Annotated in this window: 23 protein-coding genes; 13 read left to right on the top strand and 10 right to left on the bottom strand. The window is 57.7% G+C overall.

The features are described from left to right. Window positions 1–13: 13 nt before the first annotated feature. Entirely contained in the window at window positions 14–3,397 is a 3,384-nt protein-coding gene (locus AVO44_RS21860; protein ID WP_233421898.1) for a YhdP family protein, read from the bottom strand. A 68-nt stretch (window positions 3,398–3,465) separates the two neighbouring features. Here AVO44_RS21860 and AVO44_RS02230 point away from each other — a divergent pair, with 68 nt between their 5' ends. From AVO44_RS02230 to aqpZ, 6 genes are all read left to right on the top strand, one after another. Then, entirely contained in the window at window positions 3,466–3,927 is a 462-nt protein-coding gene (locus AVO44_RS02230) for a peroxiredoxin (RefSeq protein ID WP_068331903.1), read from the top strand. Window positions 3,928–4,012: 85 nt separating this feature from the next. Next, window positions 4,013–4,828: a ferritin-like domain-containing protein gene (locus AVO44_RS02235; protein WP_068331906.1), complete on the top strand. Its 816-nt coding sequence runs from the start codon at window positions 4,013–4,015 to the stop codon at window positions 4,826–4,828. A 178-nt stretch (window positions 4,829–5,006) separates the two neighbouring features. Next, the gene (locus AVO44_RS02240) at window positions 5,007–6,332 is read left to right on the top strand and encodes a M23 family metallopeptidase (protein ID WP_068331909.1); all 1,326 of its coding nucleotides are present in this window, start codon (window positions 5,007–5,009) and stop codon (window positions 6,330–6,332) included. Then, entirely contained in the window at window positions 6,322–6,822 is a 501-nt protein-coding gene (locus AVO44_RS02245) for a bactofilin family protein (RefSeq protein WP_068331912.1), read from the top strand. Before AVO44_RS02240 ends, AVO44_RS02245 begins: the two co-directional genes overlap by 11 nt. Before the next feature lie 96 nt (window positions 6,823–6,918). Continuing rightward, on the top strand, window positions 6,919–7,728 hold the full coding sequence (locus tag AVO44_RS02250; protein ID WP_068331913.1) for a M90 family metallopeptidase: 810 nt from the start codon (window positions 6,919–6,921) through the stop codon (window positions 7,726–7,728). Window positions 7,729–7,817: 89 nt separating this feature from the next. Next, window positions 7,818–8,504 (top strand): aquaporin Z, encoded by a 687-nt coding sequence (aqpZ, locus tag AVO44_RS02255; protein ID WP_068331916.1) that lies wholly within the window; start codon window positions 7,818–7,820, stop codon window positions 8,502–8,504. A 50-nt stretch (window positions 8,505–8,554) separates the two neighbouring features. On the opposite strand, the gene AVO44_RS02260 is transcribed toward aqpZ, so the two are convergent. Both AVO44_RS02260 and AVO44_RS02265 read right to left on the bottom strand, forming a co-directional pair. Next, window positions 8,555–9,103, bottom strand: coding sequence for a peptidylprolyl isomerase (locus tag AVO44_RS02260; RefSeq protein ID WP_068331919.1), 549 nt, complete (start codon window positions 9,101–9,103; stop codon window positions 8,555–8,557). Then, a complete protein-coding gene (locus AVO44_RS02265) occupies window positions 9,096–9,602 on the bottom strand; it encodes a peptidylprolyl isomerase (protein WP_068331921.1) in 507 nt (168 codons plus the stop codon). Before AVO44_RS02265 ends, AVO44_RS02260 begins: the two co-directional genes overlap by 8 nt. Before the next feature lie 134 nt (window positions 9,603–9,736). On the opposite strand from AVO44_RS02265, the gene AVO44_RS02270 reads away from it, so the two are divergent. From AVO44_RS02270 to AVO44_RS02295, 6 genes are all read left to right on the top strand, one after another. Further along, entirely contained in the window at window positions 9,737–10,927 is a 1,191-nt protein-coding gene (locus AVO44_RS02270; RefSeq protein WP_068332650.1) for a phosphoglycerate kinase, read from the top strand. Between the two features lie 68 nt (window positions 10,928–10,995). Next, window positions 10,996–11,340, top strand: coding sequence for a lysozyme inhibitor LprI family protein (locus AVO44_RS02275; protein WP_068331924.1), 345 nt, complete (start codon window positions 10,996–10,998; stop codon window positions 11,338–11,340). Window positions 11,341–11,468: 128 nt separating this feature from the next. Further along, complete coding sequence (locus AVO44_RS02280) at window positions 11,469–11,768, top strand: FtsB family cell division protein (protein ID WP_068331927.1); 300 nt, start codon at window positions 11,469–11,471, stop codon at window positions 11,766–11,768. Window positions 11,769–11,931: 163 nt separating this feature from the next. Then, window positions 11,932–12,921 (top strand): pyruvate dehydrogenase (acetyl-transferring) E1 component subunit alpha, encoded by a 990-nt coding sequence (gene pdhA / locus AVO44_RS02285; protein WP_068331930.1) that lies wholly within the window; start codon window positions 11,932–11,934, stop codon window positions 12,919–12,921. A gap of 15 nt (window positions 12,922–12,936) precedes the next feature. Continuing rightward, on the top strand, window positions 12,937–14,313 hold the full coding sequence (locus AVO44_RS02290; RefSeq protein ID WP_068331933.1) for a pyruvate dehydrogenase complex E1 component subunit beta: 1,377 nt from the start codon (window positions 12,937–12,939) through the stop codon (window positions 14,311–14,313). A 14-nt stretch (window positions 14,314–14,327) separates the two neighbouring features. Further along, window positions 14,328–15,632 carry a pyruvate dehydrogenase complex dihydrolipoamide acetyltransferase gene (locus AVO44_RS02295; protein ID WP_068331936.1) on the top strand — a complete coding sequence of 435 codons (1,305 nt, stop codon included), beginning with the start codon at window positions 14,328–14,330 and terminating at the stop codon, window positions 15,630–15,632. Between the two features lie 205 nt (window positions 15,633–15,837). On the opposite strand, the gene cysE is transcribed toward AVO44_RS02295, so the two are convergent. The 3 genes from cysE to AVO44_RS02310 all read right to left on the bottom strand — a co-directional run bounded on the left by cysE (window position 15,838) and on the right by AVO44_RS02310 (window position 19,573). After that, window positions 15,838–16,647, bottom strand: a complete 810-nt coding sequence (gene cysE, locus AVO44_RS02300) for a serine O-acetyltransferase (protein WP_068331939.1) — start codon at window positions 16,645–16,647, stop codon at window positions 15,838–15,840. Window positions 16,648–16,811: 164 nt separating this feature from the next. Next, window positions 16,812–17,102 (bottom strand): DUF7742 family protein, encoded by a 291-nt coding sequence (locus AVO44_RS02305; RefSeq protein WP_068331942.1) that lies wholly within the window; start codon window positions 17,100–17,102, stop codon window positions 16,812–16,814. 8 nt (window positions 17,103–17,110) lie between these two features. Then, window positions 17,111–19,573, bottom strand: coding sequence for a phage tail protein (locus AVO44_RS02310; protein ID WP_082677361.1), 2,463 nt, complete (start codon window positions 19,571–19,573; stop codon window positions 17,111–17,113). 919 nt (window positions 19,574–20,492) lie between these two features. On the opposite strand from AVO44_RS02310, the gene AVO44_RS02315 reads away from it, so the two are divergent. Continuing rightward, window positions 20,493–21,749, top strand: a complete 1,257-nt coding sequence (locus tag AVO44_RS02315; RefSeq protein ID WP_068331945.1) for a DEAD/DEAH box helicase — start codon at window positions 20,493–20,495, stop codon at window positions 21,747–21,749. Between the two features lie 40 nt (window positions 21,750–21,789). Here the strand turns inward: AVO44_RS02315 and mltG are convergent, their stop codons facing one another. The 4 genes from mltG to AVO44_RS02335 form a co-directional block, all read right to left on the bottom strand. Beyond that, window positions 21,790–22,950 carry an endolytic transglycosylase MltG gene (mltG, locus tag AVO44_RS02320; protein ID WP_068331948.1) on the bottom strand — a complete coding sequence of 387 codons (1,161 nt, stop codon included), beginning with the start codon at window positions 22,948–22,950 and terminating at the stop codon, window positions 21,790–21,792. After that, window positions 22,951–24,216 carry a beta-ketoacyl-ACP synthase II gene (gene fabF / locus AVO44_RS02325; RefSeq protein ID WP_068331951.1) on the bottom strand — a complete coding sequence of 422 codons (1,266 nt, stop codon included), beginning with the start codon at window positions 24,214–24,216 and terminating at the stop codon, window positions 22,951–22,953. It abuts the gene before it with no gap. 198 nt (window positions 24,217–24,414) lie between these two features. Further along, window positions 24,415–25,158, bottom strand: a complete 744-nt coding sequence (locus AVO44_RS02330) for a 1-(5-phosphoribosyl)-5-[(5-phosphoribosylamino)methylideneamino]imidazole-4-carboxamide isomerase (RefSeq protein WP_068331952.1) — start codon at window positions 25,156–25,158, stop codon at window positions 24,415–24,417. 118 nt (window positions 25,159–25,276) lie between these two features. Then, a complete protein-coding gene (locus AVO44_RS02335; protein ID WP_068331955.1) occupies window positions 25,277–25,816 on the bottom strand; it encodes a GNAT family N-acetyltransferase in 540 nt (179 codons plus the stop codon). Window positions 25,817–25,848: the final 32 nt, after the last annotated feature.

A 25,848-nucleotide genomic window follows, 5' to 3' on the forward strand; every position in this document is an offset into this window, starting at 1 on the left:
CCGTCATTCCAAATCAACGCTCCTCGGCTGATGATCCAAAAGTTCGTTTTGGCTCATCGGGCTTGATGGGCTGTGCGTTGGGTCCATCGGAAACTGTTGGGGCCGGGGCGCGCAGCAGGTTACGCAGAAACAGCGGTGCCAGACCAGAAAGCGGGTTCACCGAGACCTTCGGCTGCCGCAACGGCCCGGTCAGAGTATAGTTGAACCCTATGACGCCCTCACCTTTCCGGGTGAAAACGCTGCCAATTGCGTTGACCAGATAGATAGGTGAGATCGCACCCCGCAAATCCAGAACGCCGGCCACCGTGTCGATGGTGCCGTCGAACGAAAGGCCCATTGACGGGCCAACGGCGCTGCCACTTAGAACTTTTACCTCGGTTGGCGTGATCCGCATGCGGCTGTCGATGCTGGCAAAAAAGATTCCTTGCCCCGCCATTTCATCCAGCAAGCCCACAAGGCTGATTGCATTCAGTAGCGCAGCCATGGCAGGAGCGTCCTTGATGCGCGTGTTAGAAATATTGAGGATCACGTCGTAATTGCCCGGACCCGCCACCGGTTCCAGTTGTAAATCCAAATCTCCGCCACGTGCCTGCGTGATCATACCCGCCGACCGCAACACCGCCCCGGCATCCTCCGACCTGAGCGTTACCGCGCTGCGGCCCTCGCGCGGAGTGACCTGTCCGCGTACGGGGGCACCACCGTTCACAGCGGCTGTGAAAGCACCGTTAACACCGCCGCTGGTTTGAAACGCACCGTTAAACCCGGTCAAAGCAACGGTTTCAGTGACCTGAAGGCGATCCAAGGCCACATCAAGCCGGGGACCGGCGCCAGAGCCTCCACCGCCTCCACCACCGCTGCCGAAGGTCGCGCGCGCAAGGTTCATCACACCGCCCAGAACGCGGATATCGGGCACTGCCCCGCCGCTGTTGACCAGTTCGGCAGGTACCGCCAGCCAATCCCCCAGATCGAACGAGCTGAACTGCACACGGTCGAACCCCCCGTCATCAAAGGAAATGGAAGCCGAGGTGCGCAATCCAGCGGCGTCGAGTACCAGTTCATCAACGCGTAGATTTTCATCCAGCGTGGCCTCAACCTTCATGGTTCCAGTTGAGCCCGGCCCCTTGCGCCAACCGAGTTCGGGAATGGCCAGGGAAACACCCGCCAGATCGGAGGACGCAGTTAGCTTTGGCGGTGTACCTGCCCCGATTTCAAGCGCAATATCCGCCGTGCCCTGCCCTGTCAGCATGCCTTGCGGCAGACCGGCCTTCAATTCAGTCATCAACCGGGGGGACAGTTCGATCTGGCCGGTGACCTCGCTGCGTTGTGGTTCCGTCCCACCGATAGGTTGCCGCCAAGTGGCCTGGATCGGAACATCACCGAACACCCCGTCGCCGGATACTGCAACCTCGGTCTCATTGCCCGTTACCTCAAGCCGGTCGGCGGCGACTGAGAAACCCGGAACCAGCCTGTCGCTTTGGACATCATCTATTTCGCCGAGGAAGTGGAACTGCGTTTCTTCGAACTTCAGTTTTTTCTTCAACGGCAGGAACAGCGTCCCGGAAAGGCCCACATGCCCTTCAGCCACGTTCACGGGCAGGTTCGCCTTGGTCAGCAATTCCAGCGGTGGTCTGTCAAGCAGCGACAAGGCAGCTGTTGTAGTGCCCTTTGCGGTGATCCGGGTGATTGATGGTGAGTCTTCCTTGATGCCTGTATCGGGGATGATGAAAGACGTGCCGGATGCGTCGATTGCACCCCCTTCATCCGCAAAGACCACGCCCGCCTCAGCCGTCGCGGTAAAGCGGCGATTAATCAGGCTGGCTTGGCCCTGCGCGTACTCAAGCGGCGGCAGGGTCTTTGCAAAGCGTATTTTCGCATCCTCGAACCCAAAATCCAGATAAATGTCCGGCTTGCTGTCAGGCCGGAAACGCAGCGCGAAATCAACGTCCGAAACCCTGCCTTCATACAGGTTTGTCTCAACCCAAATCCGCGGCTTCGGTGCCAGTCGTTCAGGCCAGTAGTTGAGAAGCTCATCAGCGTTCATACCGTCAAGATGCGCGTCCAGATCTGCTACCCAGCCATTGGCTTCACCAATCAAATTACCCGAGCCGAGCAGCTGGTAATTGGCGTCTTCGACCATGATCTGACCCAAGCGCAACCGGAACGGAGCCAGCTTCATCTGCATGTCCAGATCGGCGCGCGCTAAAGACAGCGGTACTGGAAACAGGTCGGCCGGATTGATGTTGATATTGCTGAGGCTGAGCTGCGAGGTCAGACTGTCCAGAGTGCCATTCTCGATACCCTCAAGATACGCCTTGCCTTCAGCCTGAAAAGAGCCCCAGGCCGAAACCACTGAAACCTCGTTAAAATCCAGTTCCTGTCGCTTGGGTTCATAGGTGAAGTAGGTTCGGGCGGACTCGAACGGGATCGGTTTGGTTTCTTGTGTCGGTTGCACCACCCCTGCCCCAAGATTGAGTGTGGCATAGAGCGGCCCAAGTGCCGTGGTTGCGTCGATGCTGCCGCGCAATGCGCCTGAAATCGGTGCCTTGAGGACCTGCAACCACGACAGGGCCAGACTTTGGCTGGCGATGTCTTCCGCTGGCAGGTCAGTGATCGAAACCCCGAACTCAGCCTGTGATGACCCAAGAACGCTCGCGTAATTGGCCTCGATCGTGCTGGCATAGTCGCGCCCTGTCAGCACCGAGAACCCGGTGGCAAGACGCAACTCATCCTTGTTGCGCGTAACTGTGACGTGACCGCCATCGAACACCCAAGCTCGGCCAAGGCGCAGATCCTGATAGTCCAGCGTCAAGGATTCCAATTCCACCGACCGAATGCCAGACAGGATCGGCGACAAGAACACGTCATCCAATTGGTCGATCAGTTGTGCCAGATCCGGAGCTTCCTGAACCGGTGTACTTCCTGAGCCGACGGTCAGCGACAAGGCCCCATCCTGCCCTCGGGTCAGCGAGACTTGCGCATCCCGCACAATGATGCGGCGCGGACGGATTTGTCCCCTCAACAAGCCGCGCATAGAAAGGCGAGTCCGCAGGTCCGACATCTGCGCAATCTGTTGGCCTGACGCATCGCTGATTGTGACATCGGTTAGTCGCAGCCGTGGCCGCCATTCCTCGTTGACGATGAAACTGGCGTCGCCGAACCGGAACTGAAGACCCCCAAGGCTTTCTTCCAGCCGCTGCTCGACCTTTTCGCGCACCCATTCGGGCGCGTGAAGGTTCTGGCCAAACAGGAAATACCAACCGGTAAAGGCCAAAACCCCGATAGACAGCACGGTCCAGCCAGAAAAATGCACAGCGATACGACGGCGCGACCGGCGGCGCGGAGGGGCCTCCGTCTGCGGCGCACTTTCGTCTTCGTGCTGCATCAATTTTCCATCCACGTCTTTCAACCCGCTCGCAGCGCCCTATGATGACGGGCAGCCCTTAGAAAACTTTAACGGAGTTTCCAATGCCCGACGTTTCAGACATCGCCCCGGATTTCACTTTGCCCCGCGACGGCGGCGGTGAGGTCAGCTTGTCAGCCATGCGCGGCGGCGTTGTTGTTCTGTTTTTCTATCCCCGCGATGATACGCCGGGCTGCACCAAGGAATCCATCGGTTTCTCGGAACAACTTCAAGCCTTTGCTGATGCGGGCGCTCACGTTTTCGGGATTTCGCGGGACAGCGTTGCCAAGCACGACAAGTTCGTTGCCAAGCACAACCTGACCACGCCTTTGCTGTCAGACGAAGGTTCAACCGTTTGTGAAGACTACGGTGTTTGGGTCGAGAAAAACATGTACGGCAAAAAGTCTATGGGGATCGAGCGTTCGACCTTCATCATCGACGCCGAAGGCAAGATCGCCAAGGTTTGGCGCAAGGTCAAAGTACCCGGCCACGTGGATGAGGTGCTGGAAGCCGTGCGCGCGATGTGAACGCTCTCGACCGCGGTCGCCAACCGGTCTAAGACCCGCGCAACTCAACAGGCGGAGATACCCGGTGTCCAAGACGTTAACTCAGATGGCGACCGAAATTCTGACCACGGCGGATGGGCGGGAAAAAACCGCCCTTTCCAAGCGCCACGCCGCAACATGGTTTGCCGCGCGCAAGGGTGAGTCACCCGCAATTGAAATCGGCACAGCGACACCTCCGTTGCAGCCTGCCCGCCCCGAGCGGCCCGAGCTTCTTTCTCCGCGCGAAGTTCCCAAACGCAAGCCCGGCTCCGAGGCTGGCCGCATCGCCTTGCTGCACGCAGTGGCGCATATCGAGTTGAACGCCGTCGACCTGCACTGGGACATCATCGCCCGGTTCGGGCACGTGCCCATGCCGATCGGGTTTTATGATGATTGGGTTAAATGCGCCGAGGAAGAGTCACGCCATTTCGAGATGGTCTGCGACTGCCTTGAAAACATGGGCAGTTATTATGGTGCCCTGCCCGCCCATGCCGGCATGTGGCGCGCGGCAGAGGACACCGCCGACGATCTGATGGGCCGTTTGGCTGTCGTTCCCATGGTGCTTGAGGCGCGCGGGTTGGATGTGACACCCGGCATGATCAACATCTTCCGAAAGGCCAAGGACGAACAGGCCATCGCCGCGCTGGAAGTGATCTACGCCGAAGAGGTCGGGCATGTGGCCTATGGCTCGAAATGGTTTCACTTCTTGTGCGGGCGTGAAAATGCCGATCCCAAAGACGTGTTTCACCAATTGGTCCGGCGTTATTTCCACGGCGTTCTCAAACCTCCTTTCAATGAGGAGAAACGCGCCGAAGCCGGACTACCGCCTGACTTTTACTGGCCACTGACCGAGGATCTGCCGGCGCCCGGCAGCGCGGATTAGGTTTGCTCAAATCAGTGTTTTCGGCAATTTCCCGCCGAGAATTGGCGGGAAAAAGATGGTTTTAAGGGTGAACAGGTTAACAAACTTGCCCTAATCCAGTGCGCCATTTATGCAATGCGCCAAGGGACGGCGGACGCTCACGACCGGTCCCGATCATGGGGATGAGAGGTATAGACGCGTGCGAACCCGTCTGGCAATAAAACTACACTCACTGTTCGAACGGTATTTCCCGGAGCGCCGGGTCTTTCTGAAATCTGATAACGATACGCGGTTTATCCGGCTCAGCTCGGAAACGCAGGTGGCCGCCGTTGCCGGGGTGTCCGTAATCATAGGATGGACGGCCGTCGCGACAGCGATCCTGTTGATGGACAGCATCGGATCAGGCAATTTCCGCGAGCAGGCCAAACGGGATCAGGCAACCTATCAAGAGCGTCTGAACGTCCTGTCCGCCGAACGCGACGCCCGCGCGATTGAAGCGCTTGCCGCGCATGACCGGTTCAACGCAGCGCTTGAGCAGATATCAGCGATGCAATCCGAGCTTTTGGCGTCGGAAAACCGCCGCCGTGAGCTTGAAACCGGTATCGAGGTCATTCAGACCACCCTGCGCGCCACAATGAAGCAGCGCGAAGAGGCTCGCGCTGAGCTGGCCAGCCTGCAGGCAGAAGCCGGCGAGAGCGATACGTACGTGACCGCCTTGGCCGCGCCCGAACAGATGACCTTCATGACTGAGGCGCTGGCTCGCACCGCGCAGGAACGCGATCAGATCGCCTCAGACGCACAAAACGCGCTGGAACAGCGTGAAGAACTAGAGCTGGAAATCCAGCTGATGCAGGAACGCAGCGACGAGATTTTCCGCCAGCTGGAAGAGGCGATGGTGATTTCGGTTGAGCCTCTGGACAAGATGTTCCGCCAGGCCGGCATGCCTACGGACCGCATCATCGAAGAGATCCGCCGCGGGTACAGCGGCATGGGCGGCCCCCTGACACCCATTTCGTTCAGCACGCGCGGCGGGGAACTGACGCCGGACGAAATCCGCGCCAACGTGCTTCTGCAACAGATGGATCAGCTTAACCTGTACCGCATCGCCGCCGAAAAAGCCCCCTTTGCCAGCCCTGTGCACGCAGCTGTCCGTTACACCAGCGGATTCGGAAAGCGGCGCGATCCCAAAACGGGTGGTCGGCGCATGCATAACGGCGCAGATTTCGCTGGCGCGCATGGCACCGATATCTTTGCGACGGCTGACGGAGTGGTCACCCAGGCAGGCTGGCAATCCGGTTTTGGACGCTTGGTGAAAATCAAACACGCCTTTGGAATTGAGACGCTTTACGCTCATAATACCAAGATCCGCGTAAAGGTTGGTCAAAGGGTCTCGCGCGGGGATCATATTGCTGATATGGGTAGCACTGGACGGTCTACCGGAACGCATTTGCACTATGAAGTGCGCGTTAATGGAAAACCTGTTAACCCAATGACTTACATCAAGGCTGCGAGAAATGTTTTCTAAAAGCAAAATCAACGAGCCCGCGTCCAACGCCCAAGAGGCGGCGAAACCCGCGGCACCGGCGAAACCGGCGGCACCTGCACCCGCAGAAAACAAGGCCAGTACCGCGCCAAAGCCCAAGCCTCCGGCATCAGTTCTGTCGTCTGACCTGCACATCACCGGCAACCTCAAGACATCGGGCGACATTCAGGTCGAAGGTACCGTAGAGGGCGACATCCGCGCGCATCTGCTGACTATCGGCGAAACGGCGACCATCAAGGGTGAAGTCACCGCAGACGACGTCGTCGTGAACGGCCGCATCGTAGGCCGTGTGCGGGGCTTGAAAGTACGCCTAACGTCAACTGCGCGGGTCGAGGGCGACATTATCCACAAGACCATTGCCATCGAAAGCGGCGCGCATTTCGAAGGCTCGGTGCAGCGTCAGGACGATCCACTGAACCCTGGCCGCAGCGCAAAGCCGGGTGCAAACCCCGCGGCTGAGGTCAAACAGTAACACTCTGCCTGTTGCAGAACGATTGAGCGCCGCAGGTTGCCCTGCGGCGTTTTTCTTTGCTCTTGCTGAACGAAAAGGTCGGTATAAAGTCTCTCTATGCTGATCTTTTTCTCTGTCCTGCTGCTGATTGTCGGCTTCTTCCTGTACCGCCATTGGTCAAAATCCCAAGCTCGGCAACGGCTGCTTTCGACATCACTGACCGACCATCAGCGCAAGGTTATCGAACAGCAAGTCCCGCTGATCCGCCGACTGCCCTCTGACCTGCGCGCCAAGCTTGATGGCAAGGTAAACCTGTTTCTGGATCAGGTCCGCTTTTTTGGGTGCGATGGGCTTGAGGTCACCGAAGAGATGGAGCTTGCCATCGCTGCGCAAGCCAGCCTGCTGCTGGTCAACAGTGACCAATGGTACGATCATCTGACCACCATCCTGATCTACCCAAATGCGTTTAAGTCGCGGCAACGCAGGCAGGACGGCTATGTCGTGAGCGAAAAAGAAATCGTTCGCACCGGCGAAAGCTGGGATCGCGGACCCGTGATTCTATCCTGGTCACACAGCCGCAAAGGCGCGGCAAATGACCATGACGGCCAGAACGTCGTTTTGCACGAGTTTGCACATCAGGTCGACGACATGTCCGGCGGAACCAATGGCGTTCCGATCCTGAGCGACGGGCAAAGCTTTGCAGAGTGGGAACGCGTGTTTCTGACTGCCTATGACGCCCATGTAAACGCGGTCGAGCATGGCAGGCATACCGTCATTGACCCTTACGGAGCGGTAGGCCACGAAGAATTTTTTGCCGTTTCGGTCGAGGTCTTCTTTGAACAGCCAAAACAGTTGAAAGCTGCTGTGCCCGATGTCTATGCACAGCTTTCCAAACTGTTTCGACTCGACCCCGTCAGCTGGAATTAAGCCGGTTCAATCTGTGTAGTTTTGCAAGTAGCTATCAAATAGTAATAAATGAATTATAGTGAAACCCGTTGTTTTCGGGAGGACTTTTCATGTTTCCAAAACTTATGGCCGAGTTTTTCGGTACGTTCTGGTTGGTACTCGGCGGCTGCGGGAGTGCAGTATTAGCGGCAGGCGTTGCTGATGTTGGCATCGGATGGCTGGGTGTTTCCTTTGCCTTTGGACTGACCGTTTTGACGATGGCTTATGCTGTCGGGCATATCTCGGGCGGACATTTCAACCCGGCAGTCAGCCTCGGCCTGATGATAGGCGGCAGGTTCCCGGCAAGCGAACTGATTCCCTATTGGATCGCACAAGTAATCGGCGCGATTGCTGCCGCCGCAGTGCTATACCTGATCGTGAGTGGCGCGCCAGGCTTTGAGGGCGTCGGCAGTTTTGCCACAAACGGATACGGCGAGGCTTCACCCGAGGGATATTCGCTGACTTCGGCGCTGGTGATCGAGATCGTGATGACCGCATTCTTCGTCGTGGTCATTCTTGGCGCAACATCCAATTTTGCACCCGAAGGGTTTGCTCCGATCGCTATTGGGCTGTGCCTTACGCTGATCCACCTGATTTCCATCCCTGTAACGAACACATCAGTAAATCCCGCGCGTTCGACTGGTGTGGCTCTATTTGCTGATGGACCAGCTTTGGCGCAGCTTTGGCTGTTCTGGGTTGCCCCATTAGTCGGTGCCGCTATTGGTGCGCTTATCTGGCAAGCGATGGGCGACGACTAAACAATTGCAAGAGGAAAGCCCCGCAGCGATCAACTCCGGGGCTTTTCTATTCATTCAGTTACGGTAACCGTTTTCATCACATCGGGCTGACCAATCACAGCACCGTTGGGTCCGTCGCCCCGCTTGATCATATCAACCACATCCATGCCGTCAGTAACCTGCCCAACAACCGTGTACTGGCCGTTCAGGAATGGACCCGGTTCAAACATGATGAAGAATTGCGAGTTCGCACTGTCCGGGTCCTGCGCCCGCGCCATGCCCACCACACCGCGGTCATAGTTGAAGTCCGAGAATTCGGCTGGCAAATCGGGTCGATCCGACCCGCCGGTGCCCGCCCGGCGCATGTCGCCTCCGATGCGACCAAACTCAACATCCCCGGTCTGCGCCATGAAACCGTCGATCACGCGGTGGAACACGACGCCATCATACTTGCCCTCGGCGGCGAGGGTGCTGATCTGTTCAACATGCTTCGGGGCGAGATCTTCGAATAGATCGACGGTGACCGTCCCATTGGCTCCCTCACCTTCGATCTCGATCTGTAGGCCTGTAGCCAGCGCGGGACTGGCCAGCAGGACAAATGCTGCGGCCAGTTTATACATCTGCTGCCACCTTGACGCTGATCATGCGGTCCGGGTTCGCAGGCGGCTCACCACGTACGATAGCGTCCACATGCTCCATTCCGTCGATCACACGGCCGTAAACGGTGTATTGGCCGTTCAGGAAGTGATTGTCCTTGAAGTTGATGAAGAATTGCGAGTTCGCCGAGTCTGGGTTCTGCGACCGCGCCGCGCCCAGAGTTCCGCGATCATGCGGAAGCTTTGAGAACTCTGCCGGTACGTTGGGCAGCGACGAGCCGCCAGTTCCCGCCATGCGAATGTTGAACCCGTCTTCCATATCGCCGTGCTGCACGTCACCAGTCTGCGCCATAAAACCATCGATCACACGGTGGAAAGCCACGTTGTCATATTCACCGCCGCGCGCCAGTTCCTTCATCCGGGCACTGTGCTGCGGTGCCACGTCGGGCAGCAGTTCAATGACGACCTTGCCATCTTTCAGTTCGATGATGATGGTGTTTTCGGGATCCTTGATCTCGGCCATGTGGCCCTCCTGTCGTTTGTCTTGCGCATTTACCTATTCGCCATGCGCCTGAATGCCAAGTGACGCATTGACCTGAGGACAAAATGCAGGAAAAGAACCGCCTAAATCTGTTTCAAAATACCAAGGATTGCGCGATGGGCTGGAAAACTCTTGACGATATGGACCTGAACGGCAAACGCGTGCTGACACGTGTGGATATCAACGTACCGGTCGCTGACGGGGTGGTGACGGACGATACCCGCATTCAGCGCATCGTGCCGACTGTTCGCGATGTTCTTGCAGCTGGCGGGAAGCCAATCCTGTTGGCTCATTTCGGTCGTCCCGGGGGCGAACGGAAAATGGACCTGTCATTGCAGCAATTGGTTCCTGCTCTTGAAACCGCCTTTGGTGCCGCTGTCCGTTTCGCCCCCGATTGCGTCGGTGCCGAGGCTGAACAGGCCGCGGACGCACTGCCATCGGGTCAGGTTCTGCTGTTGGAAAACACGCGTTTTCACGCAGCTGAAACGAAGAATGACGCCGAATTGGCCGCAGGTATGGCCAAGCTTGGTGAGGTTTACTGCAACGATGCCTTCTCGGCCGCGCATCGCGCCCACAGCTCGACCGAGGCTATCGCCCGCCTGCTGCCCTCCTGCGCGGGTCGTTTGATGCAGGCCGAGCTTGAGGCGCTGGAGGGTGCTTTGGGTGATCCCAAGCGGCCCGTGACTGCCGTGGTTGGTGGGGCAAAAGTGTCGACTAAGCTGGAACTGCTGGGCAACCTGATCAACAAGGTGGATTTTCTGGTGATCGGCGGCGGTATGGCGAACACTTTCCTCGTCGCAAAGGGGTTGAATGTCGGCAAGTCGCTGGCCGAAACCGCGATGAAAGACACCGCAGCTGAAATTCTGGCCAAAGCCGAAAGCGCGGGCTGCACGATTGTCCTGCCTTCGGACGTGGTTGTTGCCGCAGAGTTTGCAGCCAACGCGGCGCACGAAGTGCTGCCTGCCAATCAATGCACCGATGACGGCATGATCCTTGATGCCGGTCCCGAAAGTGTCGCAGCCATCTCGGACATCTTTGCCAAAAGCCGGACCCTGATCTGGAATGGCCCGTTGGGTGCTTTTGAGATCGTACCGTTCAACGCCGCGACTGATGCCGCAGCGCTAAAGGCGGCGGAGCTTACCCGCGCGGGCAATTTGGTGTCCGTCGCAGGCGGGGGCGATACCGTGGCCGCGCTGAATGCGTCCGGTGCGGCAGCAGATTTCTCTTACATCTCAACAGCAGGTGGCGCATTTCTTGAGTGGATGGAGGGCAAAACCCTGCCGGGCGTCGCCGCGCTGGAAGGTTAATCATCTGGTCAATTTTGGGCAAATGGCACTGCTCATGGTAGGATCGCCGTCCAAGCGGAGATTTTGCCATGAGAGGCCTTGCATTTCTGATAGCTGCCTTGCTTCCACCGTCTGCTGTCGCGCAATCCAGTTGCAATGGCCAAACCCAGTTCGACCTCAATTTCTGCGCCAAGGAAAAGTGGGAGATCGCGGACCGTGAACTCAACCGCATCTGGGGCGAAGTCAAACCTTTGGCAGACGCGCGCGGTGACGGACAAGCCCTGCTGGAGCAGCAGCGCGCGTGGTTGAAAACACGGGATGCGACCTGCGAGCCCAACCTATCGGCAGGTGGCAGCGCAGACGCGATGTTCTACTGGAGCTGCATGGAAGAACAGACGCTGGCGCGAAACGAGGTTCTGAAAACGTGGCAGTGATTATCAACCACCTACACGTGAAAAAAACCAGGTAAGGGATTCACAACCCGAATCACCTGTGACATAGTGCTTTGAGATGCCCGAAAAGGGCACGTTATTGAGGCAAACTTCATACGGCGGTAAACAGAGTGTCCCGTTCTCATCGACCCGGCTTGGGCGCAGTCGTCTTCTTCATGGTGGCATTTATGCTGGGTGTGTACTTCACCTTTGCCGCCGTGCAGGGTGACTATGGCCTGTTCAGACGGGTCGAAATTGCAGCAGAACGGGACGCCCTGTCGCGCGATCTTGCCAAGCTTGAGGCCGAGATCGCGGAAATGGAAAACCTGACACGTCGTTTGTCCGACACCTATCTGGATCTTGATCTGCTGGACCAACAGGCGCGTTCAGTTCTCGGCATGATCCGCTCGGACGAAATCGTGATCCGCTGAACCCAGCCTGACAACGCGTTTCAACCGCGAGCCTGGCCACAAGCCAAACGCCGGAATTCGCACATCCGACACCGCGTAACATTTACCCTCGCAAGATTGACGGAAATGCTTTATGAAATAGTTTAACGCTAAACTATCTGTCCGAAAGGGGGAGATCGCCACAATGGCTGCGCGAAAAACCACAAAGAAACCAAACGTTTCTGCGGAAGAACTCAAAACGTATTACCGCGAAATGCTGTTGATCCGCCGATTCGAAGAAAAGGCTGGTCAGCTGTATGGCATGGGTCTGATCGGTGGGTTCTGCCACCTCTACATCGGGCAGGAAGCCGTCGTCGTGGGCCTTGAGGCCGCCGCCAAAGAGGGCGACAAGCGCATCACGTCCTACCGGGACCACGGTCACATGCTTGCCTGCGGGATGGAGCCAGGCGGTGTGATGGCTGAACTGACCGGACGCATCGGCGGGCTGTCCAAAGGTAAGGGCGGCTCGATGCACATGTTCTCGAAAGAAAAGCACTTTTACGGCGGTCACGGCATCGTCGCCGCGCAGGTACCGCTTGGAGCAGGGCTGGCCTTTGCCGACAAGTACAAGGAAAACGGCGGTGTGACCTTCACCTATTTTGGGGACGGTGCTGCCAACCAGGGTCAGGTCTATGAGACGTTCAACATGGCCGCGATCTGGAGCCTGCCTGTGGTGTTCGTGATCGAGAATAACCAGTATGCGATGGGAACCTCTCAGGCCCGTTCGACTTCGACCAAGGATATCTACCACCGTGGTGAGGCGTTTGGCATTCCGGGTGAAATCGTCGACGGCATGGATGTGCTTGCGGTGAAAGCCGCTGGCGAAAAGGCCGTTGCCCATTGTCGCGCCGGAAAAGGTCCGTACATCCTGGAAATCAAGACGTATCGCTATCGCGGCCACTCGATGTCCGACCCGGCCAAGTACCGCACCCGCGAAGAGGTTCAGAAAGTCCGCGAACAAAGCGACCCGATCGAGCACGTGCGCGAGCTGTTGCTGACCGGCAAACATGCAACCGAGGATGATCTGAAGGCGATCGACAAGGAAATCAAAGAGATCGTCAATCAGGCCGCCGAATTCTCGAAAGAAAGCCCCGAGCCTTCCGTCGAAGAGCTCTGGACCGATATCTACGCCTGAGAGGACGAATAAGACATGGCAACCGAAATTCTTATGCCCGCGCTCTCACCCACGATGGAAGAGGGCACGCTGGCCAAATGGCTGGTTAAAGAAGGCGATACCGTTTCCTCGGGCGACATCATGGCCGAGATCGAAACTGACAAGGCAACTATGGAATTCGAAGCAGTCGACGAAGGTATCGTTGGCAAAATCCTGATCGAAGAAGGCACTGAAGGGGTTAAGGTCAACACCCCCATCGCGATCCTGGTCGAAGAAGGCGAAGACGCGTCCGCCCTGCCCGAGGCTGCGCCCGCAGCCGCAGCGGAGGCTGAGGCCGCCCCAGCGGCGGTTGAGGCCCCCGCTCCTGCCGCATCATCAGCCCCTGCCGCTCCGAAGGTCGATCTGTCGCCTGACTGGCCCGCCGACGCGGAAATGGCGCAGCAAACCGTGCGTGAAGCGTTGCGCGATGCGATGGCCGAAGAGATGCGCAGCGACGCAGATGTTTACCTGATGGGCGAAGAGGTCGCGGAGTACCAAGGCGCCTACAAAGTCTCTCAGGGTCTTCTGGACGAGTTCGGCAGCAAGCGCGTGATCGACACCCCGATCACCGAGCACGGCTTTGCCGGGATCGCCGTTGGCTCAGCCTTTGGCGGATTGAAGCCGATTGTCGAGTTCATGACCTTCAACTTCGCCATGCAGGCGATTGACCAGATCATCAACTCTGCCGCCAAAACGCTGTATATGTCCGGTGGTCAGATGGGTTGCCCCATCGTTTTCCGTGGTCCTAATGGTGCTGCCGCCCGCGTGGCTGCTCAGCACAGTCAGGACTACGCCGCATGGTATATGCAAATCCCGGGTCTGAAGGTCGTTATGCCCTATTCGGCAGCCGATGCAAAAGGTCTGTTAAAATCGGCAATCCGTGACCCCAACCCGGTGGTCTTTCTGGAAAACGAGATCTTATACGGTCGCTCGTCCGATGTGCCGCAAGTCGATGATCTGACCATCCCGCTGGGCAAGGCCCGCATCTGGCGCGAGGGATCGGATGTAACCATCGTCAGCTTTGGCATCGGTATGCAATACGCATTGGAAGCCGCCGACAAGCTGGCCGAGGAAGGCATCAACGCCGAGGTGCTCGACCTGCGCACCCTTCGTCCAATGGACACCGGCGCAATCATCAACTCGGTTATGAAGACCAACCGCCTGGTAACCGTCGAAGAAGGTTGGCCGCAGGGTTCCGTCGGCAGCTACATCAGCTCGGTCGTGATGCAGGAAGCGTTCGACTACCTTGATGCGCCCGTAATCAACTGCACCGGTAAGGATGTTCCGATGCCGTACGCAGCAAACCTTGAAAAGCTGGCCCTGATTACCACCGATGAGGTGATCGCCGCCGTCAAACAAGTGACCTACCGGTAAGGAGCGACAGACAGATGCCCACCGAAATTCTGATGCCCGCCCTTTCACCGACGATGGAGGAAGGCACACTTGCAAAATGGCTGGTCAAGGAAGGCGATACCGTGTCCTCCGGCGACCTGCTGGCCGAGATTGAAACCGACAAGGCAACGATGGAGTTCGAGGCTGTCGATGAAGGCACCATTGGCAAAATCCTGGTCCCCGAAGGCTCTGAAGGGGTAAAGGTCAACACCGCAATTGCGGTTCTGCTGGAAGAGGGTGAAAGCGCCGATGATATCGCTGCCACACCCACAGCAGCACCGGAGGCTTCGCCAGAAGCCTCCGCAGGCAACGAGGCCGCCGCTCCTGCGGCGCCCGAGGCGCCTGCCCCTGCCCCGGCTGCTCCGGTCAAGGCCGATGGCGGTCGCATTTTCGCGTCTCCGCTGGCCCGCAGGATTGCCGCTCAGAAAGGTCTTGACCTATCGCAGATCAAGGGGTCCGGGCCGCATGGCCGTATCGTCAAAGCAGACGTTGAAAGCGCGACCGCATCTGCTCCGGCGTCCGCACCTGCCTCGGCTCAGGCAGCACCTGCACCCGCAGCCGCCCCGGCAGGACCATCAGCGGATGCTGTCGCCAAGATGTACGAAGGTCGGGAATATGAGGAAATCAAACTCGACGGTATGCGCAAAACGATTGCCACACGCCTGTCCGAAGCCAAACAGACCATCCCGCATTTCTACCTGCGCCGCGACATCAAGCTGGACGCGCTGCTGAAATTCCGCGGCCAGTTGAACAAACAACTGGAAGGCCGTGGCGTAAAGCTCAGCGTTAACGACTTTATCATCAAAGCTGTCGCTAACGCTTTGCAGCAGGTCCCTGAATGCAACGCAGTTTGGGCCGGTGACCGCGTATTGCAGCTGAAACCTTCGGATGTGGCCGTTGCCGTCGCTATTGAGGGCGGCCTGTTCACCCCGGTCTTGCAGGATGCTGACACGAAATCTCTGTCAGCTCTGTCAACTGAGATGAAAGACCTTGCAGCCCGTGCGCGCGACCGCAAGCTGGCCCCGCATGAATACCAAGGCGGTACCTTCGCAGTCTCGAACCTGGGCATGTTCGGCATCGACAATTTCGACGCAATCGTGAACCCACCCCATGCCGGTATTCTTGCAGTCGGCACCGGCCTCAAAAAACCGGTGGTGGGCGATGACGGAGAGTTGACGGTTGCCACCGTGATGTCAGTCACAATGTCGGTCGATCACAGAGTCATTGACGGCGCGCTTGGCGCACAACTGCTACAAGCCATCGTCGATAACCTCGAAAACCCGATGGTCATGCTGGCCTGAAAACCGGACCGTGCATGAATCGAAAAGCCCCACCTTATTGGTTGGGCTTTTCGATTTGCCCTGCGGCACGTATAGATTTCCCCGTCCCGAAACGCCGGATGGTGTCACACTTTTGCAGGATACACTTCGTATCCTCGGTGTTGACACATCAGAGCGAGACAGAAAAAGCACGCCATGTGGGGCGCGCTTATTTGGCTGGGCCTCGTTACCTGTCTTTGCCCAGCATGTGATCCATCGAGATTGATGGCTGATCACAGCCTGCCTCACCAACGATCTTGGCTGGAATGCCAGCAACCGTTTTGCAGGCCGGCACGTCTTGCAAAACGACGGAGCCCGCAGCGATACGGCTACAACGGCCAACCGAAATATTACCAAGCACTTTGGCCCCGGCACCAATAAGCACGCCATTTCCTATTTTTGGATGGCGGTCTTCTTCTTCCTTACCTGTTCCGCCCAATGTAACGGAATGCAGCATCGAAACATTGTCCCCTACCACGGCCGTTTCACCAATGACGATGGAATGCGCGTGGTCGATCATGATGCCCTTGCCGATTTTTGCGGCGGGATGGATGTCGGTTCCGAAGATTTCGGACGAACGCATCTGGAAGAAATACGCCAAATCATGGCGCCCTTTCCGCCAAAGCCAATGCGCAACGCGGTAGGTCTGCATGGCCTGATAGCCTTTGAAATACAGGATCGGTTGCAACAAGCGGTGGCAGGCTGGATCACGTTCGTAAACGGCCATCAGGTCTGCACGCGCCGCCTCAATCAGCGTGGCGTCATCCGCATATGCTTCGTCCACGACCTCGCGCAGGACCATCATAGACATTTCGTTCGAACACAGCTTGGCCGAGATGCGATAGGACAGAGCCCGACCCAGGCTGCGATGGTGCAATATGCAGGCATGCACTAACCCGCCCATCAACGGCTCATTTTCGACAGCCGCTTGGGCTTCGCTCGTAATACGTGTCCAGACCGGATCAACCGGTGTCACGTGACTGCGCTTTTCCAACATAACTATTGTTCCTTTGCTGCGCTTAGCATGCCATTTAGTTGGTAAAACGCCAAACGCAAACCCGTGATCGGTATGGTAACAAAAAAATATGAAACGGAATAAACCGGCAGCAAGGTCCACAATTGTATCTGACTCTGCATACGATCGCGACAAATTCCCTTGCTTTAACGGCATGTTGCCAGAAACAGGCGCAGGTGGCGCAGGACCAGCTCAAAACACCGGCAAAACTGTATGTCATCAAAGCAAGGCTCATCGGCTAGCCGTCTGTTGCGCGCGACGGCCATCAACGAGCCATTGCCGAACTCGGGGTGCAGTTGACCTGTCTGGGAAACATGTTTGTAGGCCAGTTGAGCTTCGCGGAACATGCGAGCACACAAGCTTTCACGATCTTCCAGCGGCGCGGCCAGCAAAGCCCGCGCCGCCGCGCTGACGTCCCCGTGTAATACAGGACGCATCGTTTGGCCTACCCAACTGTCAGGCTGGCGTACAAGCCCGACCCGTAGCTGGCCGATACCTGCGCAACCCGAACGCTGTACGCGCCGCTGACACCATCTGCCGCTTGCGCCGCGGTGGGGTAAAACAAGGTCGGCTCAGTTACGACCTGTTCCCGCACCAAAGCACCATTCACGCTTATTTGAACAAGATAGGATTCGTTCTCCTCTGCCAGCGGCACGTCCAGCCCTGCCCAATCATCTCCGTCCAGACGGGTTCGGCGTATCCAGGACAATTGATCACCGGATGGCGTGTGCTTTGCGCATAGGTGAACCGGCGCGTATGGGCGCAATCCGTTTCCGTTGAATGCCTCGATCAAGTGTACAAAAGACGGGTCTTCATAGCCACGTGTCGCGGGGCCAATGCGATAATGCTTGGTCACGCGCCGCTCGGATCGCAACAGATTGGTTTGGTATACGCGTTGATCAAGCAAAACGAACATCGATCCTTCGGGCCAAACATCGGGAATGATTGCATCTGTTCCAAGCTGACCACGCAACCGGCTGGACAAGGCGTACATGCCCGCCTCTTGCAAATTTGCCTCGGCGAATTGAAAAACTTCCCAGTTTCCAGGCGTGCCATCCCCAATCGCAGCCAGATTGGCACCATTCAGCAGCGCCTCTTGGGTGCGGGATTCCAGCAAACCGTCGACAAGCCTAACACGCAGAGCCGCCCCTTCATCCCAGATGCCTGCGCTTGCGCGTTTAAGCGGCGTTTCAGTAAAGCCAATCACTGCCTGTCCGGGAATGACGTCTTGCAATGCATAGCCTTCGTCGCCTGATGCCGAATAGACCGCTACGCTGCCAGGCCACGGATTTGCCGACGCGGCCAGATACGGGGCATGCGGTGTTTCCGACCCGGTGATCAGCGGAAGATCCATAAATACGGGTAAAACAGGCACTGGTGCAACGAAGGGTTTTTCGGAAACCGAGTCGTCCGGCAGATTCAATGGTGCATAGACATCCGGTTCAACCCGGACCGCCTCGACCAACTGCAAATCAGACTGTTCTACCCGGTCAATGCGATAGCGCGCACTCTGCCCCTCATTGGTCAGGCTGACGACATCACCTGCACCCAAGTGCAGCATCGACGGCGGCAAGGCAAATCTGGCTGTCTCGCGCGCAGTACGCGCCTCACTCAACCACCGTTCGGCGGTCTGTCGACCTTCGGCTCGGGTCATCGACAGGGGAAACTCGTTCACCGATACTGAATGCGTCTCATTGTCCGGCAAGATGGCCTCTTCCGAAACGACGTCATGATCCGCATCGGATTGAACAAAGCTAACGCGCACACGGCCTGACATCTCGGCCTCTGCCTCACGGCGAAACTCGACCCGTCCAGTGATTTCAGAACTGTCAGCCAGAACGTCGCTGGCAAGCTCTTCGGCACCGTGACCGTCGCGCATCTGAAACCGCAATACACCGTCCCGCTCGATCGCATCGAAACCATAGCGCAGCATCAACGGCTGCAAAGCTGCCCGCGCAGTTGTGACATCCTCGACCATGTACCCTCTCACAACCCCGTAAAGGCGAGAAACATCAATATCCGTAACACCAGCGCCGTAGCAGATTTCCGCAACGACCGAGGCCAAAGTCCGCGTGCCCGATCGCCCGTTCAGCCAGTGACCACGTGGATAGTTTTCCCCATCGCTCCACTGGCTTCGTAGATTTGGAAAAGCAGGAAAGGGACGCGCATCCCAAGCCCAAATGTAGGCGTTCGACATATCCACCATCTGACCGCCATACTGATCGGAAACGGGGTTCACGTGGGGATCAGACCAGTAGCCAAGCATAGCCTTCAGGTACTGCACCTGCATAAAGTCGTCGCGTGCACCATTTGAATAGCGCGGAAGACTGGACTCCGACGACTTGGGGTCAAGAAACTTGTTTGGTTGATTGCTTCCCTTGTCGATCGCCGCGCAACCCAGTTCATCCACCCAGGCCGCATCGAACTGAGGACCGCGCAAGCCCTCGGGATCATGCGCCGAAAACGCCTGTGCCTCGGCCCCGTTGGGCCAGATCAGTTTGCGTTCCGACGCCTTCCACGCAGGTCGCCGGTCCGGCGGCGAACACTGCAAAATCCCGCTATCGCCAAAAATCATCACGTCGCGCACCTGATCAAAGGTTTCACCGACCAAAGCCACGCGACACGCCTCACCATTATCCAACGGCAATGACCCTTCAACCATCGACCGCACCCATTCCGCTCCGGCCCGCGTCTTGCCTGCGCCACGCCCGCCCATGATTACCCAAGATCGCCAATCGCCCTTGGGCGGAAGCTGATGTGGCAGCGCCCAGAACTCGAACAGGAAAGGGAGGGCACATAGCCCCCCCTCCCCGATCTCACTCAGAAATCTTTCCCGAACCGCAGCATCGGCGGAGGCGAGCCAACCTGCACCCGATTTCAAATCGAGCGCGCTCAAGGTCGAGCGCATACCCCCCTTGGGCAATTCCGGCTTGTCTGTGATGTTGTTCGACAAAGCTTGTCTCCACTTTCTGACAACTTCGGATCAGCCCCTCTAGCTGCCCGAGTTGTTTGGCTGCACCAGCCAAGTCTGCATCCTCCCCGGTGCCAATTTGCCTGCGCAGTTCTTCCGCTGCTTGGCGCAAACCGCGAATGGATGTCTCAAGTGACTGCAAAAGCTCCGCCGTTTGTGACATCCGCTCTTCCGGGGTAATCAAAGTCATGTTTGCCTGTGACCTCATGCGTGAGTTATTCCGCACGAGAGAAACGGAAAAACGGCCACCGGGTTGCCCCGGGGCCGTTTGCCCACTTCTTCTAGCATGACACAATTCGTACGGGAAAAAGCACGCAAAGTCAATGTCTTGTGCAACAGGGGCGCAACGGGCACCGTACTTGGCACCTTAACATTTCGTAATCGTTGGTTGCATCGGCGGCTGTTTGTGACTTGGCGCAACCCGAGGGACCGCCAAGCCGCACCTGCACCGGTTGACGCGCTCCACGCAATTCCACCAACTCGCTGCAGGCTCTTTTCGATACAGACGATACTATCGTAGTTCAGTGCGTGATTTTTAACGGCGGCATGGCTGACTAGTCCACTCACCCCCGGCCATTATCAGAAAAACCATCGCTTGACATTCCAGCGACAAACCCGCATGTGCCCTTTAATCAAAGCGCTGCCGCGTGAGCATTACGGGCTGTATTGGCCCGAACAGCGCACCACGATACTCCAGTTCCCCATCACGCAGGGTTCTTGACGCGTCGACCGGACACCATAGGAAGCGCCTGTGTGTCCCGAGGTTACGCGAAACCCTTGCCGGTCACGTCTTGAACGTGGCCAAACGCGCTCGTCCGTGACTGATAAATCGGCGCGGATCATAAAGGAATGACACTTGTTCGATTTTGACATGCTGGGCCTTGCCCCGGCCCTGAATGACGCGCTGAAACGCGCCAATTTTTCCCAGCCCACGCCGATCCAAAACAAGGCGATCCCGCTGGCACTTGAAGGCCATGATATTCTTGGACTGGCCCAAACCGGCACCGGCAAGACATTGGCTTTCGGTCTGCCGCTGATTGATCATCTGCTGGCACAGCCCGGCAAACCCGCGCCTAAGACGGCCAAGGCCCTGATCCTGGCTCCTACCCGGGAATTGGTTAATCAGATCGCCGAAAGCCTCCGCAATCTGACCAAAAAAACAAGGCTCCGCGTTGCCACCGTTGTGGGTGGGCAATCCATCGGCAAGCAAATCTCATTCCTGTCGCGCGGCACCGACATTTTGGTCGCCACGCCGGGCCGCCTGATCGATTTGATGGAGCGCGGCGCCGTTGATCTCAGCTCAGTGCGCCACCTTGTTCTGGACGAAGCTGATCAGATGTTGGACATGGGCTTTATCCACGCTCTGCGTCGGATTGCGCCGGAACTGGGCACCCCGCGCCAGACAATGTTGTTTTCAGCGACTATGCCCAAGCAGATGGAAGAACTCAGCCAAGCATACCTGTCCAACCCACAAAGGGTGCAGGTTTCACCTCCGGGCAAAGCCGCAGACAAGATCACGCAATCCGTGCATTTCCTCAGCCGAGCGGAAAAGCCCGGCAAACTGCGCGACATCCTTTCAAGAGACACGGATGCCCTGACGCTGGTTTTCGCCCGTACGAAGCATGGCGCGGAAAAACTTATGAAAGGTCTTGTGGAGGACGGCTTTAATGCTGCTTCGATCCACGGGAACAAAAGCCAAGGTCAAAGAGACCGCGCGATCAAGGCATTCCGAGCCGGAGAGATCACGATTTTGGTCGCCACCGACGTTGCTGCACGGGGTATCGATATTCCCGGCGTTGCCTATGTGATCAACTACGACTTACCTGAAGTGCCTGACAATTATGTCCACCGCATTGGCCGAACGGCGCGCGCAGGACGTGAAGGCGAAGGCATCGCCTTTTGCGCGCCTGATGAAGTGGACCAGCTGCGCCAGATACAAAAGCTGATGAAGATTGAGATTCCGGTCGCCAGCGGCTCGATGCCCGAAGTTGCAGAACCCAAAGCCCCGCGCAAACGCGGAGGGTTCCGGGGCCGCCGCCCTCAGGGAACCAACACGGGAAGGAAGCCCCAAGGGTCCAAGCAGCGCCGTCCGCGCAGACGGTCAGCCGCGTAGGCAAAAGAAAAGGGCCGCGTTGCGAAACGCGGCCCGTGTTCTAGTTGTTGGAGCCGTTTCTCTCCGCTTCGATCTCGCGCCATTTGGCAACGTTGCGGTTATGCTCATCCAGAGTTTCCGCAAAAGCGTGTCCACCTGTTCCATCTGCGACAAAGAACACATACTGGGTCTCTTCCGGGGCCACCGCTGCCTGAAGGCTGGCCAAACCGGGATTGGCAATCGGCGTCGGAGGCAAACCGTCAATCACATATGTATTCCAAGGTGTTGCGCGGCGAAGTTCACTCTGACGCAAACCACGGCCAAGTACGCCTTGCCCTTTTGTAACGCCATAGATCACGGTCGGGTCCGTTTGAAGTCTCATACCCTTTTCAAGACGATTTACGAAGACGCTGGCAACCTGTCCCCGCTCATGCGGGACACCGGTTTCCTTTTCGATGATGGAGGCAAGGATCAGCATCTCTTCCGGGCTGGAAATCGGTAAGCCGTCCTGACGGCTTTCCCAAACCGCGTTGATGCGAAGCTGCTGTTTCTCCTGCATATTCTGAAGCAGGGCTACGCGGTCATCTCCGGGCCTCACGTCATAACTGTCCGGTGCCAGCATTCCCTCGGCCGGGACTTCGGTGACATCACCAGTAAGCGCATCCACCCCCTTCAAGGCTTCAACCACCTGCCACGAGGTCACCCCCTCGGCAAGGGAAACACGATACCGGGTGTCGGCATCCTGACGCTTTTCGGTATATTCCGCAGGGGTTTCATCTACGCCGACTTCAAAATTGGCGATCTCGACGAAGTCCAGTGTCGCCGGGTCCAGTTCGCGTACCCGCGTTTGCAGGCGGGTTACCCCAATCCGATACTCGATCTCGGAACCGCATGTGCTGGCACCGCTACTGGTGATCTTGTCGATGATTTGCTCCATCGACGAACCTTCGTGTACCAGAAAGCTTCCCGCTTTCAACTGCCCAGCCTTGTCGGTGTAATCCGCACCCATCCTGAAGATAACCGCGCTGCTGATGGCGCCGTCCTCCTCAAGCTGTTGGCTGACCTCGGTCATGTTTGAGCCACGCTTGACCTGCAAGCAAATGGCGGTTTCCAGCGGGCCTTCACTTTTAAACTGCGACTGTCCCCACAGGATCACGCCGCCCGTCAGGAACAGGCCGACCACAAGGATGGTCAACGCATTCGACGCCAAAGCCCGCCACATTTAACCAACCTTCCCGAAGATCACGCTAGCGTTGGTGCCACCAAAGCCAAACGAGTTCGATAGGGCCACGTTGATTTCCCGCTCACGTTTTGCGTTCGGAGCAAGGTCGATCGGAGTTTCGACTGCGGGGTTATCCAGGTTGATCGTCGGCGGAGCCACCTGATCCCGGATCGCCAGGATCGAAAAGATCGCCTCGATCGCGCCGGCCGCACCCAGCAGGTGACCAGTGGCCGACTTGGTCGAGGTCATCGTCGCACTACCCGCATGTTCGCCCAGCAGGCGCTCCACCGCACCCAGTTCAATCGTATCTGCCATGGTCGAGGTGCCGTGCGCGTTAATATAGTCCAGATCTTTCGGCTCCAATCCGGCACTGCGCAGCGCAGCCCGCATCGCGCGTTCGGCACCGTCGCCATCTTCGGACGGCGCCGTAATATGGTACGCGTCACCGGACATGCCATAGCCCAAGACTTCGGCATAAATCTTAGCGCCGCGTGCCTTGGCGTGTTCGTATTCCTCCAGAACCACGATACCCGCGCCTTCGCCCATCACGAAACCATCACGGTCCACGTCATAGGGCCGGCTGGCTTTCTTAGGGTCGTCAGCGTATTTGGTCGACAGCGCCTTGCACGCGTTAAAGCCCGCAATGCCAATCTCGCAAATGCAGCCTTCGCCGCCGCCCGCAACCATAACGTCCGCGTCACCCGCACGGATAATGCGGCTGGCATCGCCAATGGCATGCGCCCCGGTCGAACAGGCCGTCACGACCGAATGGTTCGGGCCTTTAAAGCCGTGTCGTATCGAAACCTGGCCCGAGGCCAGGTTGATCAGCGCGCCCGGAATAAAGAACGGCGACACACGGCGCGGGCCCTTGTCCCTGATGAGGTTGGCCGTGTTCGCAATGGAGCCGAGGCCACCGATACCAGAGCCAATCAGGACACCTGTCCGCAGGCGATCCTCTTCGTCTTCTGGCAACCAGTTCGCATCCTGACACGCCATATCGGCCGCCGCGATGGAATAGAGAATAAAGTCCTCGATCTTACGCTGCTCTTTTGGCGGCAACCAATCGTCCGGATTGAAGGTCCCATTCGACCCGTCTCCACGTGGAACTTCACAGGCATAGGTCGTGGTGACCCCGCTTGCCTCGGCGTCGAACTGAGTGATCGGGCCTGCACCGGATTCTCCGTCCAGCAGCCGCGACCAGGTTTCCTCAACCCCACTGGCCAACGGCGTGACCAATCCCAGACCGGTTACAACGACTCTGCGCATGAAATGCCTCTTGCCTGCTTCCTATTTGAGAACCGCTCTTACCCCGGCCCGGGGTCCGGGGGCAAGAGCCACGGCAGATTCCCCTCCGGCACGATTTCGCCACACGAAGCAAAAGCTTGGCGATATAATCGGTTCTTTCGACAAAAAAACCGCCGGTCAATCGGTAGCGACAACTGGCGGTTTTGAATTGCAGTTGGCTTACTGAAACTGTGCCACCGGCTCATGCGCCGTTTTAGCCACTTCCAGCGCATCCGCCAGGCCAAGTGTCTTGCGGAACAACGCACGCCCAACAATCGCGCCTGAGATGTTGGGGATATACGCCAATCTGGAAATGTCGTCCGCCGTACGCACCACACCGCTGGCGATGATTGGCGTTCGGGACTTTTCCGCAAGTCCTGCGATGAGTCCCAGCTGCGCCTCGACATCTTCCATATCGCTGTCGATATCGGTCACAACAATACCGGCAAACGGAGTATTCTCGAAGGCTTGGATAAACGCTTCCGGAGTGAATGCACTCTGACTGCGCCAGCCGTCGGTCATTACAAACCCCCGCCAAACGTCAACCGCCAGAACGATCTGATCGGGGTATAACTTGGCCAGCTCTTTCACCAGATTGGGATCTCGCGCAGCAAGCGTGCCGATCACGACCCGCCCTGCACCTTTGTCGATCCAATGCGCAACTTGCTCACGGCTGCGCATGCCACCAGCCAGCTGCACAGGCATCTCGGCCGAGCGAATGATCTCTTCAACCAACCCAAAGTTGGTATCCCGTCCTTCGATCGCATCAAAGTCCGTCAGCTGCATCCACTCAGCCCCGGCGGCCGACCACCCGCGCGCCGTTTCAATGGGGTCCACATGCCAGATCATGGCATTGTCCAGACGGCCCTTGTCCAGCGTGACACACCGGCCGTTCTGCAGTTCCATTGTAGGATAAATTCTCATGAGCCCGCTCCCTCTCCCAGTCGCGTTGCAATCCAGCGCACTATACACGCGGGATGAAACCCGGAGAATACTGGTTTCGGCAAACTGAGGGTGTTTTGCGGCATGATTGCCGGTCGCATCACATCCGTGTCGGTGGACCGTTCCGTCGCAACAGAACGACCGGAGTACTGTTGTATTCGCAGCTTCGCATTGGGACATATCCCAGCTTGTCAGCCAGCTTTTGCGACACGGTATTGGCCGAATTTACCATTGCAACCAATGGTCCAGGCATAACGCGGTCAAACCAGTCATGGGCGGCTTGCGCAGCTTCCAGTCCCAATCCCTGGCCCTGTGCCTCGGGCACCAGAACCCATCCAGCCTCGGGGTAGCAGTCAAAATCGTCGCCCAGCGCACGATTGCCGTAGAAAAAACCAGCCTGACCGATCAACAACCGATTCGATTGCTGCAAGACAGCCCACTGCCCGAATCCGGCCATCTGCCAATGCCCCGCATTCCGAAGAAACGAATCCCACGCCTCGCCTCGTGACCGCGGCTTGCCGCCAATATGGTGCACGATGCAAGGGTTGCGCCAGATCTCGGCGAACCGGTTGAAGTCTTCGGGCCGCATTGCGCATAGCATCAAGCGCGCCGTGTTTATGGTCGGGGTGGATCGTATCATGCCCTGCCCGCTCGGATATTTGCCTCAGGCCT

Source organism: Ruegeria profundi (genome assembly GCF_001507545.1).
Classification (GTDB): domain Bacteria; phylum Pseudomonadota; class Alphaproteobacteria; order Rhodobacterales; family Rhodobacteraceae; genus Ruegeria; species Ruegeria profundi.